Origin of the sequence: Algivirga pacifica (assembly GCF_039543525.1) — a bacterium.
Taxonomy (GTDB): domain Bacteria; phylum Bacteroidota; class Bacteroidia; order Cytophagales; family Flammeovirgaceae; genus Algivirga; species Algivirga pacifica.
In genome coordinates this window covers 52264-65714 of the sequence record NZ_BAABJX010000007.1, presented here as the reverse complement: position 1 = coordinate 65714, position 13451 = coordinate 52264, and the positions used below count along the sequence as shown (strand labels likewise).

Genomic DNA, 13451 nt, shown 5'->3' with positions numbered 1-13451 from the left:
ACGAGCAAAGCTCAATTCAACAGTTCAACGATTCAACATTATTTGAGATGTATTTCTTGGTTAAGGATAGCGTACATCTGTTTGGTGTTCAATCGATCCTCCAATAGCGCTTCTAACTCGACTATTCTAGAAGAACCATAAAAACACTTCGTTTTTTGTAGTGCAATATAAGCTTCTCTCCAGTTTTTCTGATTGAAATACTGAATAGCCCTATTGAAGTACTGCAAACCAGCGATTTCCATAAGGCTCACTGGTTGATGCAGTACCTGACGATAGGTATATACCTGAGTCCCAACCGTCATGTTTGTATCGCCTTTTAATGCTTTGGCTCTATATTTATTTTCTCTGCTGGTAATATCTTTTTGATTGCTAACAAATCCTCGATAAGGATCGGTACTCTCAATCAAGATCTCTTTTCCACGTTTAAGACTGACTTTCAAATATACGTGGACATTTGTTTCATAAATCTGATACTCCAATCCAATTTGCTCCAGTAAATAAGCATAAAGCATGGTACCTGTCAGGCAATCATAGGTGCCTTCAGTTAATGTCTTTCTGAAGGTGCTGATAGGGGTATAATGCTTCAAGTATTGTTTCTGTACCGTTTTATAAAGGTAAGCCACTAACTTTTGCTCTGATAGCGTTTCTTTTTTTTCGATTAGCGTTTCAGTCAGTAAAGCCAACTCTTCTTTTAGTTCAGCAATATCTTCTGAAGAAATATCTTGTTCTACGGACAAGAAGGCGTAGAGAGGGTCCTTTTCCCATGCTTGATCCGTATTGTTTAGTACATAATACTCCAAAGGGGTATGGGTCACTTGTCTGCTGAAAAATTGTCCTTCTGCAGAAAAGCCCAAGAGTAAAATACCCACTAAGGTGATAATATGTAACGGATAGTACTTCATAGGTTAGGTCTTTCTTTGTTCCCAAGATACGAAAAAAATTGACTTATGTAACATTAAGTTAACATTGATGTAACTTAGGTGTCGATAATCATCCTAGTATTTTAATAAATAATCAATAGTTGATGTAGATCACTTTAATTAACAGGTGTTGAAAGCCTATGAGGACTTTTTCTGCGATAAAGCATTTTTCATTATCCGAACTTCTCTTATCTTGTTTCTGATAAATGCGGTAAAGGATATTTTTTCTAAATAATTTACCATTATGGTTTGGAATCGTTGGACGACTAGCAGACAGTCACATAAGAATGGGCAGTATGTGATAAAGGCGGATAAAGGCCGTCGGTGGGTTATAGGTGATATCCACGGATATGCGGCTACATTTAAGACATTACTTAAAAAGATTAAACTGCAAGAGGAAGATCAGCTTTTCCTTTTGGGAGACTATATCAATAAAGGGCCGGATAGTAAAGAGGTCTTGGATACGATCATTCGATTACGTAAACAAGGCTATCAGGTATATGCCCTCAAAGGAAATCACGAAGAAGAGTTGATTCAGGCATTGCTTAAAACGGAAGGAAAGATTCCAACACGTTATCGACATTTGAGGTTAGAAAACAAGGAAGGCATGATAAAACAGAAATATTGGAAAATGTTGACTGACATGCCTTACTATATTGAGACCGAAGGCTTTTATATGGTACATGCAGGGTTTAATCTGGATGAAGGCAACCCATTAGTAGATCTTGGAGCAATGCTTAAGATCAGAAACCATGGAGATATTCGTTACTGGGGGATAAGTAAAAGACGTAAAGTATTAGTAGGGCATACTCCGGTACCATTGAATGAAATTCATCATCGTATACATGAACGTAGTCCGATTATTATTTTAGATAATGGAGTAGCTTCTCATAGAAATGGATATGGTAGGCTGCTTGCCTTGGATATTGACCGATGGAAGTTACAATGTCAAGAGCATAAAGGATAGGTTGATTTGTATCAGAAGAAAAATTTGGGCAAAAAAAAAAGCTCCAGATACCGGAGCTTCTTTTTAATCTTTAATAACCCAAAAACTATTTCTCATTGCTGCTTTCACATATATATACAGCCTACTAGGGGTTCCCCCTACCTTAAAGTGAAAAAAAATCTTCTTTTTTTTATATAAATCCCTCTACGGGGTCAAAAACGCATATTTTTATATGAATTTTTTTTCGAAAATAATTAGGGAGACCGGAGGGGTGTTTCTCGGAATCACCGCTTATGTCACTGCATTGACGATTATACAGCAATATAAATTGTGGAAATATGTAGTTCAGTCAGCTTTTATGGCTTTCGGTACCTTTGTATTGTTGGGAATGACGGGGTGGATTCTAGGGGATCAGTTTCATGAGTTACTCTTATCCATAGGGTGGATTCCTCAGGAGCAAGGATGGGTCTATTGGTTGACTTATCTATTGATCCTTATTCCTATGGTCTTATTGTTTGTCTTAATGTACAAGGCAGTCTTTCAAGTAGTCGTTGCTCCATTGTTAGGGAAAGTCATCGAAAGAGTTTTAGAAATCCGTACAGGTACTCCTTGGGATACCAAGTTCAGTTTGAATGTTGCCATACAAGGTTTCCTGAAAATAGGGTTGTCTTTATTATGGAAAGAGGTCGCACTGGTCACAGTACTATTCTTTTTAAGCTTTATCCCAGTTTTTGCGGTGGTAACAACTCCTTTAATGTTTATCGTATCTAGCTATTTCTTGGGAGCTTCCAGTATGGATATGATCAATGAAACATTACAGAAGAGTATGGAAGAGCGAAAAGCTTATGCCTGGAAGCACACAGGACATGTACTGGGCAATGGAGCAGGGTTTATTCTTTTATTTATGATTCCTGTCGCAGGGACATTTTTGGCGCCAGTACTATCAGTGATTGCGGCTAGTTGTAGCTATGAAAAAATAGAGGCAAAAAAATAAGGCCTCAGGCCTTAATTGTTGAATCGTTGAATTAAGCTTCGCTCGTTGAATCGTTAAATCGAGTTGATATGTTGGTTGACTCAATAAACACATCAACTCGACTCAACTCATTACAAAGTAATGAAATTCAACGATTCAGCGATTCAACATTAAATAGTGACTACCGCTTCCTCCAAAGGTTTTCTAACCTTCTTAAGGTGTTGGTAAGTGTCATCTTCTGCTCTATACCCAATAGGAAGTACCAATACAGACTGTAGTCCTTTATCTACCAATCCTAGAATGCGGTCGTACTCTGCAGGAACAAAGCCTTCCATAGGACAAGTATCAACATTCAGGGCAGCACATACCGTAAGTAGGTTTCCTAGTACAATGTAAGCTTGCTTGTCCATCCACACTTGCTTGGCACTCTCGTCCAAACGGCTAATGGTACTAAGCATCATATTTTTATAATCAGATAAGGCCTCTGCTGGAACTCCTCTGGTAGCGACAATATTCTCGATAAAAGCCTCTACGTCATCAGCATTGATGTCTGCTTGTCTAGCGATAACCAATAAATGAGAAGCATCTTTTACCTGTGCCTGTCCCCAAGAATATTCTACTAATTGCTCTCTTACTTCAGGGTTTTCCACTACCACGATCTTCCATGGTTGTAGCCCATAAGAAGAAGCGGTAAGGTTTCCTGCTTCAATAATCTGCTCTACCGTTTCTTGAGGCAACTTTTTCGTATCAAACTTCTTTGTTGCGTATCTCCAGTTTAGTTTTTCAATAATATCCATGACTGCTCTAAAAATTTCCGTTCATACTTTCTACGTGTTCAGGAGAACACGGAAAGCCCTTGGATTGTTGTAAAATACCGTGAAACTATTGTTAATATATTGTTCATGTTGTTTAGGTGAGCTTCGCTCGTTCATAGTGTTTAGTTGAAAATAAAATATAGTAGTTAAGATTGAAGCTGTCGCATTTTATGTTTAAAGATGCCATGTAATCGGTGATCGCTTATTGTTTATAAACGATAACCGATAAACAATAAGCTGTATATTATTCCGCAGACAGCGACAAGATTAACTTGAAGTACTATAGCATAAGAACTAAACATCATGAACGAGCGAAGCTCACCTAAACATTATGAACAAAAGCTATAGGACACGTCCCTCTACTTTATAAGTGTCTTCTCCCATCAGTATGACTTGTTTTTGCCCTTCAATCAGGTAATGCTGGCAGACTCCTTTTTGCAAGTGCATTTGTAAGTGTGTCGTATTGGAAAAAAGAAAGTTGGAACGCTCTAAAAAGACCTCTATCGAAACCGGAATACTATCTTCTTTTACGATGACGACTTTTTTTATCTTCATATCACTTTCCTTAGCAGTGTACGTAATGCTTTCTTGTCCCTTATGGTCTAAGGAGTCTACGGTGAAAGCATCTTTTAAGACAGGCTTATTGAGATTAACTTCCCTAAAAAGCTTAAACTCTTCCTCCCAGTCGATAGAGTGGGTCGTAATGGTATCGCTGGAATCTCCGTAATGAATGTTTTTAGAAACCTGTACCTGCTGTTCATCTAGTAACTTGACTTGTGTTTCGGTAAAGCCCACAAGGTCAAAGTAGTCTCCTTGACGCTCCTCCGAGGTGATATTCTCTGGAGTACAAGCCATCATGAATGTTATAAGTAAAGCAATTAAGGAGGTGTATTTTGTCATCATATTTATGTGATTGATATAGAAATCAAAATTGTATGCAAAGATAGAAATCCTAAAGGAATGAAGAGTGAATAATGAAGAATGAAGAATTTTTAATTAATAATTCTTCATTCTTCACTCTTCATTAAAATACTATTCCCAGATCACTTCAATAATGCTTTTGCCAGAGACAATCGTGGTACGTTGCGCATTTTTGTACTTACGAACTTTCAACCTTTTACGTAGAGGTGTTGTGGAAATGGCTTCTTGTTTCAGCACATTGGTCGCATCTTTCTTGTGGAAGAGGATAATTGTTTCTTTCAGAAGGTGTTCTTCCACTATGAAACTTTTTTTGGTAGTAGAGACTACCATTGCCTGATCCGTACCGGAGTGTCCATCTAGAATATTCAAAGCGTTCTGGGCAATAGGAACACCATACCCTATGAAATTGTTGCCAAAGGGGTACAGTTGACCGGATTGCTCAAGTGCTTTTTTGATTTCTGAGGCCGTCGCTTCTGGTTTGTATTGCCATAAGCAAGCGGCAAGTCCTGTGATTACAGGGGCAGAAAAAGAAGTGCCATACAAGGAGTAGCACGATAGGTTGGGCTTTAAGTAAGGTAAATGTTGTGGCCCGATACTACTGTAATCTGCTTTCAATCCATTTCTTTGAGTAGCTCCTATGGATAGCACATGTTCAGCATCAGCTGGCGCAGAGAGGATCTTCCAGCTTTCTTTATCTCCTTCATTTCCGGCAGAGACGATAATAAGCATTCCCCTTTCTTTGGCAGCAATATTGGCAGCTTTACTAATCATGGTGGTTTTTCCATCCATATCGCTGATCTTATAGTTTTCTTTGGGGTTGTCATACCCGATACTATATCCCAAAGAGGTATTCACTAACTTTACTCCTAGGCTATCTAACCACTCTATAGCCGCAATCCAATAATCTTCTTCTCCCCGAAATTCTTTGTCACCATGATCAGTCCTTGCCAAAAAGAAGGTGGCTTGATCTGCCATGCCATACTGTCGGTCTCCTGCTTTTTTTCCGGCAATCATTCTTAAGACTGTCGTTCCATGTGCATCAGAAGAGGTTCTTCGATAATCAAAAAACGTTTCGGGATCATCGTCAAAAACAAAATCCTTATAGCCTGTAACTTGTCCTTTTTGGAAGAGCTCTTTGAGGTAACGATTACGGGGAGCTTTCCAGAATCCTGCATCAATCACTCCTATGGTGACGCCTTTCCCGTTTAGTTTTTTTTCTGCCAGTACAGAAGCATTGATTTGTTCCAAAGCGTATCCATAGTGCAACGGTTGTGCAGATAGATCACTTTCTGGTAGAGATAGGATCTGTAGATGAGGGTCGATTACTTCGGTTGCTTTGACAAAAGACAAGGCTTTTATAGTTTCATGTTGCGCACTATCCAATAGGACAGAAACAGCATTCAACCATTTGGACTGACAGATAATCTCAGGGCCAAGGCTTTCGATTTGTTGTAGATAAGAAGGGTTGATGGGAGTATCACACCAAGAAGCGGGAGACGTTTGTATAGAAGGTTTATCCTCAAAAGTCACCCAATATTTTTGCTGGGCCCATAAAAAATTAGAGCCCATGAATAGGTATACTACCAAAGCAATGCAGCTTTTGTAGTAGTGTTGGATTGGTTTATTCATGGATTGGTGGTCTCTATGCTTAAAAAGCAATAGTTCCTTTAGTACGAAGTTGTTAAATAATTGAAGGTTAAAAATAATGCTTTTTTTGTTCTATCCATAAGATTGTTTGTCATTGAAGGGAAGTATTCAGAGGAGCCGCTACCTCTTACCTTTTCCCTCTTACCTTTTCCCTTTTATCTTTTCCTTCTTACCTTTAGAGAGAATAAGTATTCAACCAATACAACAATTATAGACAATGGAACTGACTTTTTGGGGAGCCGCCAGACAGGTGACAGGCAGTATGTTTTTACTGAAGTTAGAAGACGACTATCAGGTACTGATAGATTGCGGCGTAGATATGGCTAATATGTCGGAGAGCATGCCATTATACCCGGGAGCAAGTTTTCCATTTGATCCTACTTTGGTGAATGTAGTGCTGCTGACACACGCTCACCTGGATCATTCCGGTAAGTTGCCCAATATGTATAGAGATGGGTATGAAGGACAGATATTGTGTACTTCCCCAACCATGGAATTGACGGAACTTTTGCTCAGGGACTCTGCTAACATCAATCAGCGAAAAATAAAAGCTTACCATAAGAAATTAGCGAAAGGGATTGACCCGGAAAGCATTCCTTTTGATCCAAAGAACTTGTACAATGCCAATGATGTACAGCATACGTTGGAGCAGTTTGTTCCTATACAGTTTCACAGACGATTTAATATTAAGCCCGGACTCCATGTGACCTTTATTCCAACAGGGCACCTATTGGGAGCTGCAAGTATATTGGTAGAGGTAGAAGAAAATGGAGAAACCAAAAAACTTCTATTCTCAGGGGACATCGGAAGAAATGACTATCCATTACTTCCTGATCCGGAACCAATGCCGGAAGCGGATTATATTATTTGTGAAACCACTTATGGGAATCGAACGCATCAATCTATTGCAGATTCTACTGAGGAGATAGCGGATGTGATTCAACGTGCCTGTGTCGATAAACCGGGGCGTTTGATTATTCCAGCTTTTAGTATCGGACGTACGCAAGCGGTAATTTATATTATGCATAAGCTTTTTGAGGCGGGAAAACTTCCTCCTGTAAAGATTTTTGCCGATAGTCCTTTAGCGCAGCAAAGTAATCATGTATATGAGCGCATGAGCAGCTTTTTAAATGAAGAAGCCAAGGAGTTTAAGAAAGAATATGGTAGTCTATTTAATTTTGAGACACTAAAATACATAGAGCAAACCAAGGAAAGTGAGGCTATTTCTAACTACAATGAGCCTTGCATTATCATCTCTTCTTCGGGTATGATGGAAGGAGGACGTATACAGCATCATATCCGGGCGAATATGGAAAATAGCTATTGTACCATATTGATGGTAGGCTTTTCCGCAGAAGGAACCTTGGGGAATCGCTTACTTAATCATAGTGGTAGTATTCGTATTGGAACCCGGGAATATCCTATGAAAGCCAATATTGAAAAAACAGACTCTTTCAGTGGACACGGGGATGTATATGACCTTTTGAATTTTGTACACCAACAAGATGCTGAAAAGCTGAAAAAAGTCTTTCTAGTTCACGGAGAAGAAGAGGCCATGAAAGATTTTAGTGAGCAGATTCAATCCGAAGGATATAAGGTAGAGTTGCCAGAAAAAGGACAAACATTTAAACTTTAGACAGTGAACAATGAGCAGTGAACAATGAATAGTGAGTAGTCAATAATTGAAAATTAACACCACTACACTACCAATTACGCACACAAAGCATAAATTTCACTGTTCACTGTTCACTGTTCACTGTTCACTGTTCACTGTTCACTGTTCACTGCAAAAAAATCTCATGTCTCGTTTTTTTGAAAAATTACAGGATCAGCTCTCAGATTACCTATATCAGCTGACCACAAACATTATAGAAAAACCATTGAAAAAGGTTGTGTTAATAGGGGCTGGTAATGTAGCCTGGCATATGGCCCCCGCCTTGGAGGAGCAAGGATTTAGTATTGAGAAAGTATATAGCCGAAGTGTAGAGAATGCGGAGAAATTATGCGAGCAATTGTATGATGCAGTACCGATAGCTTCTTTAGATTTTAGAGAGAGTGAGGCACAGCTTTTTATAATCGCAGTTTCAGATACAGCTATTGAGAAGATTGCCAGGCAGCTACAGTTACCGAGTCAAGATACCATTGTCGTACACACCTCTGGCGCAATGGGAACAGAATCGCTAAAAGAAGTGGAAGGCGCTTATGGTGTTTTGTATCCCTTACAAACCTTCTCCAAGTCCAAGAAAGTAGATTTCAAGAAAATACCTATTTGTATAGATGCCAGTACGCAGGAGGCCTTGGATCAGGTGGCCGAAGTCGCCTATGCCTTGTCCAAGCAGGTATACCACCTTTCCTCTGAGGAGCGAAGAAAGCTACACGTAGCAGCTGTACTATCCTGTAATTTCACCAATCATTTTTTACGTCTGGCCAAAGGAATCATGGAAGTGAATGGCATGCATTTCGAAATGCTGGAACCTCTCATTCGAGAGACCATCGATAAGGCGTTTACCATAGGCCCCGAAAATGCCCAAACAGGACCTGCTGTTCGAGGTGATGTAGAGACCATGAACAAGCATTTGCTGGAGCTAAGTGGTGACGAAAAAATACAGGATCTGTATAAGCTCATCAGTGAAAATATTATGGAAATGAAAAACTAATAATAATAGTAGAGACGCTCTATATTAAGTTTGAATAAATAATCATCATCAGTGTTTTCTTCGACCTGGGCTATAATTTTGGTAGTTGATTCATGCAGATATTTTTTGATAAAAAAGCAAGGCTTATGACATCAGGTGTCATAAGCCTTGTTGCTTAAAAAGCACGAAATTGTTGAACGTTACGATTGTGCTGTTGTAAAAGCTGTTGCTGCATTTGCTGAATATGTTGCTGCGGCCAATTATGCATTCCATTCATATAAGGATTGTTATGAAACATCCATTGCTGCTGCCAGAACCAATTGGAGTTCATTCCTCTTTCGGTATGTCCTATGACCGAAAGTTGGATAGGAAGCAGAAACTCATAATTGATTTTCTCTCCTTGATAGCGGATTGCTTTATGGTTATAAGCCGATAGCATATAGAATATACTCGCAAACAACTCTTGATCTATGGAAGGCTCTACTCCCTTGAGAAGCGTTAAGTGGTACTTCCCAAATCGATCATGCTTGACTCTGAAAAGTATATCCCCCTGAGCAGAGGCTTTTTTGATAGCCTTAGGGTAGATAAACTTTCCTTCTGTAGGGGTTTTGGCGGCGGTATACCCATTAAGGCCTTTACTTAAGTTAGAAAGTTTAAGTCGAGGCTTTTTGCCATTGACATGCATGTATACCTTTTCTCCTTTTTCATCAATATAATATGCGTGGGCGAGTTGTTGATCGCCTTGTAGTTTATAGTTTATAGAAATATCCCTAAGACTGTCAAAGGCTGTAATCTCATATACGTGGGCTTTTTCTGCCACCATGGTATAAGACATCAGGCTATGCTCATCACTGTATCCTGGTTTGGGGCGAAATAGATATTTATCAGTAAGAGTGCCATCAAGGTTATAGATTTCATATTGTCGATGTAAGAAGTCTCCATGATGTTGATAGGTGACCTTCTTTCGGGTAGCTCCATTGGAGTAATACCAAAGGGATTCTCCTTCCAATTGATAAGGAAATAGACTACTATAACGCAAGGTGTGTAGTTTTATATCTTGTTGGTTATAGTACGAAATGACATACTCGTCTTTTTGGAAAGTCTCAATGATACCATAATAAGCCATATGCTCAGGAGTATTTAACTCATTCCAATAGGTATCATAATAGATATACTCTGCTTTGTCAAACTTCTCCTTATAACGATGCAGGTTAAACCACTGGGATATATTGATTTCTTCTGCTTTGCTTGGAACATAGTCTTCTATGTTGGAGGTAATGCTATTTAAGGTCTCTTTGAGTTTCTTTTTCTTTCGTGGCAAAAGATAAAAAAGTCCCCCTTTTCGATCCTGGTAATAATAGGAAACATAGTCCTGTTGTGAGCCTGGATGGATGTATTTCAAAAGGTTAAACTTTTCTGTTTGAGAGACGACTTCAAAGATTCTGGCATTGGCTTCTCCAACTTTACTGCCTAAAGCGTGATGTGCATAGAAGTTTCTAAATACCGCAAAAGAGTCTAGTCCTATACTATACCCCGTAAGATCTTCTGCGGATATTTTGGTAGCCTTTTTTTCCTCTTCAGTAGCCTTAAATAAGACACGCTTCCCACCATAAACAGGCTTGAGGTAGCCTTTAACTCTCTCACCATTGTTCTTATAAATCGTGCCTTCTGAAAATTGACTGTTCAGTCGATAGTTAATCGTAATCTTTTCTTTAGGCTTGTAACTATCCGAGTCAAAGTATCCTTCAAAAGGAATTCCTTCATAGTCGAAGAAGTAGCCAATAGGACTGTAGCGATCTTGGGCATGAATAGCTTGAAAGTTTCCTAAAAAAAGACAGAGTAAAAGTATTTTTCTCATAAAAAGTAAGAATTAAAAAAGAATTATATGAACGATAGTATACCGTTGTACTGAATGTAAGAGCTAAAGGTTGTTATAAGGTACTTTTTTTTCTACCTGCTGTTTGAGTTTCATTCTCATTGATATTATTTATAATTAATCTAATTAAAATTTGCAATCCCGAAAGATGTGCATTAGTATTGTATTATCAATAATTAGTCTAAATAAAAACCAATGAAAACTTATACACTCTTAGTCATAGGACTATTCCTATTTTTTTCAATCAATGCCAATGCACAGAAGGGAAAGATCGAAGGGGTGGTGACAGATTCTTTAGGTACACCAATCAATTATGTTCATGTAGGGCTTGAAAACACATCCCATGGCAGTGTAACAGAGATTGATGGGCGTTATACCATCTATAATGTGTCGCCGGGAGAATATACATTGGTCGCTAAATTTGTAGGTTATAAGGCATTTCGTCAGTCCATTACTGTAACAGCAGGAAGTGTAACTACGCTGGACTTCTCTTTGAATATTTCGGCCAAGGTACTGGAGGATATTATCGTGACGGCTAAACGTAATAATCCGAATGAGCGCATTGTTCCTACCGTTTCAAGACTTCCGGTCAAGCTGAAATACCAAACGCAGTCCATTACGGTACTTGACAATAAGTTGCTAGCAGAGCAGCAGTTGACAAACCTGGACGAAGCCATCAATTATGCACCGGGTTTTAACTTGGAGTCGACCCGTGGAAACCAGTTTCCGAAGATTCAGGTAAGGGGAGCTTCAGCCACCTTATTGGTGAATGGGTTGAGACTGGAGTCCAACAGTAGAGGAGGAGATGGCAATATTGATTTCAATGCGATTGAAAATATTCAGTTTATCAATGGGTCTTCTTCAATCGGATTGGGAAATGCCAGTATTGGTGGAGCCATCAACTATATGACCAAGACGGTTAATTTTGAAGAAGCTGGATCTGTGTTCGCCTCAGCAGGAAGTTTTGGTAGAAGCTATATGGGCTTTGACCAGCAGTTGACTTTTCTGGATGATCAGGTAGGCTTCCGATTGAATGGAAGTTGGAATCGAGGAGAGACTTTTAGGGAAGGTGTAGACTATGGAGCGATTACTATTGCGCCTTCTTTGGGCTTTAAGCTAAGCGATAAAGATATCATCAAGTTGGATTATATCTACCGAAAAGATGAGCGTTCACAGGATGTTGGGCAATTGAGGGTAGATAGTACTTTATTGGCAACAGAGGGCATTACGATTGCCAATAGCTTTAGACCTTCTATACAGCAATCCATCCGAGAAGATTTTATAGGCTTTACGGACGACTTCCAAAACCTGAATGACCATACTGCCTTTGCCAACTATACCCGTCGTTTCAATACGAAACTGGAGCTGGGAGTGACGGCTGGTTTATATACCAAGAATAGAACGTCAAGAGGAATCAATACTCGTAGAGCCTATGTAGATACGAATAGAGATAGAATTACGGATGCCTTCGTTCGGAGCAGTGTATTTCAGGAAACAGGAGCTACCTCTGCTTCTGTACGTATGGATTTGATTGGGAAAGATTTGCACACGGGAAGTCTTAAGCACAATATTCAGGCAAGTGTTGATTTTTACGCCAATGATAACTTTGTCATAGGGAATGGAGCAGAAAGCCGTGATCCGGGACCAGCCATTGATACCCTTAATATTTTAAATCCTGTGTTTGAAAGTAATATCAATAAGCTAAGTCCAGCAGCACAGGAAGCGTATTATACAGCGTTATTGAATACTGAAAATTCTACCTATAGAAATATCAACGGAATCACGTTGCAGGATCAGATTGAGTTGAATACGAAATTACGTTTGACTTTGGGATTACGTTACTCTTGGGGTACAACCTATAGTATGCTAAAGGAAAACCTGGGAACAGAAGAGTATACAGAGGCAAAAAGTGACGCCATTGATTTTAGCGGATTCTCTCCAAGCTTAGGCCTCTTTTACGACCTGACCAATAACATTACCTTATTTGGTAGTTATAGCAACACATTTGATGAGACCTCTATATCAGCGAACCGTGTTGACCGTAATGGAAGTATCATTGGTGAGGAAATCTTTGACCAAATGGAAGCCGGTATTCGAACAAGCTTCTTTGAGAATCGCTTTGGAGCAAACCTGACGGTCTATAATATTTTCAATAATAATGTAGCCACGCAGGCGGTGGACGTTAACGGCGATCCTCTGACTTCTCCGGAAGCTGTTTCAGAGGTGAACCCAGATGGAGAATACTTTGTGGCTATTGAGCAGCAACGTCGCCGAGGAATGGAACTGAGCTTACAAGGAAAGGTAATTGATGGATTAAACATTTACGGAACCTATTCATACTATGAGTTTTCGATGAAAGCAAATGAGGATCAGGAAGCGGTCATTCTGCAAACAGATTATAACCCTACGCATAGTGCCAGCTTGATCACCAATTATATGGTACAGGAAGGATGGCTGAAGAACGTAAAAATAGGCGGTGGATTGGTCTATACAGGAGATCGTGTCGTGACAACAAGAGGGCGTTCGGCCTTTACTTTTGTGAATGAGGCTTTCACCACCTATACGCTTACGGCAGGGTATAAGTATAAAAACTTTGACCTGGATGCCAAGTTCAATAACGTGAGCAACGAACTGCAGTATAACTTTTTTGGAACGACCTTTATCAATCCAATCAGCCCATTCAATTATGATGTCCGTTTGACCTATAATTTTTAAGA

General features: G+C 39.4%; 10 protein-coding genes. 5 read left to right on the top strand and 5 right to left on the bottom strand.

The genetic code is table 11. The annotated features are described in order from the left end of the window. Positions 1 to 38: 38 nt before the first annotated feature. Complete coding sequence (locus ABD985_RS01950) at positions 39 to 902, bottom strand: hypothetical protein (RefSeq protein WP_345368745.1); 864 nt, start codon at positions 900 to 902, stop codon at positions 39 to 41. 262 nt (positions 903 to 1164) lie between these two features. On the opposite strand from ABD985_RS01950, the gene ABD985_RS01945 reads away from it, so the two are divergent. Next, positions 1165 to 1887, top strand: a complete 723-nt coding sequence (locus ABD985_RS01945) for a metallophosphoesterase family protein (protein ID WP_345368744.1) — start codon at positions 1165 to 1167, stop codon at positions 1885 to 1887. A 211-nt stretch (positions 1888 to 2098) separates the two neighbouring features. Next, positions 2099 to 2860 carry an EI24 domain-containing protein gene (locus ABD985_RS01940; protein WP_345368743.1) on the top strand — a complete coding sequence of 254 codons (762 nt, stop codon included), beginning with the start codon at positions 2099 to 2101 and terminating at the stop codon, positions 2858 to 2860. A 149-nt stretch (positions 2861 to 3009) separates the two neighbouring features. Here ABD985_RS01940 and ABD985_RS01935 read toward each other — a convergent pair whose 3' ends face one another. The 3 genes from ABD985_RS01935 to ABD985_RS01925 form a co-directional block, all read right to left on the bottom strand. Continuing rightward, positions 3010 to 3636 carry an NAD(P)H-dependent oxidoreductase gene (locus tag ABD985_RS01935; RefSeq protein ID WP_345368741.1) on the bottom strand — a complete coding sequence of 209 codons (627 nt, stop codon included), beginning with the start codon at positions 3634 to 3636 and terminating at the stop codon, positions 3010 to 3012. A gap of 360 nt (positions 3637 to 3996) precedes the next feature. Beyond that, on the bottom strand, positions 3997 to 4557 hold the full coding sequence (locus ABD985_RS01930; protein ID WP_345368740.1) for a hypothetical protein: 561 nt from the start codon (positions 4555 to 4557) through the stop codon (positions 3997 to 3999). Positions 4558 to 4686: 129 nt separating this feature from the next. Then, entirely contained in the window at positions 4687 to 6204 is a 1518-nt protein-coding gene (locus ABD985_RS01925; RefSeq protein WP_345368739.1) for a S8 family serine peptidase, read from the bottom strand. A gap of 235 nt (positions 6205 to 6439) precedes the next feature. Here ABD985_RS01925 and ABD985_RS01920 point away from each other — a divergent pair, with 235 nt between their 5' ends. Then, complete coding sequence (locus ABD985_RS01920; protein WP_345368737.1) at positions 6440 to 7858, top strand: MBL fold metallo-hydrolase RNA specificity domain-containing protein; 1419 nt, start codon at positions 6440 to 6442, stop codon at positions 7856 to 7858. A 163-nt stretch (positions 7859 to 8021) separates the two neighbouring features. Beyond that, positions 8022 to 8879, top strand: a complete 858-nt coding sequence (locus tag ABD985_RS01915; RefSeq protein ID WP_345368736.1) for a Rossmann-like and DUF2520 domain-containing protein — start codon at positions 8022 to 8024, stop codon at positions 8877 to 8879. Between the two features lie 154 nt (positions 8880 to 9033). Here the strand turns inward: ABD985_RS01915 and ABD985_RS01910 are convergent, their stop codons facing one another. After that, positions 9034 to 10716: a hypothetical protein gene (locus ABD985_RS01910; RefSeq protein WP_345368734.1), complete on the bottom strand. Its 1683-nt coding sequence runs from the start codon at positions 10714 to 10716 to the stop codon at positions 9034 to 9036. A gap of 213 nt (positions 10717 to 10929) precedes the next feature. Here ABD985_RS01910 and ABD985_RS01905 point away from each other — a divergent pair, with 213 nt between their 5' ends. After that, positions 10930 to 13449 (top strand): TonB-dependent receptor domain-containing protein, encoded by a 2520-nt coding sequence (locus tag ABD985_RS01905; RefSeq protein ID WP_345368732.1) that lies wholly within the window; start codon positions 10930 to 10932, stop codon positions 13447 to 13449. Positions 13450 to 13451 lie beyond the last annotated feature (2 nt).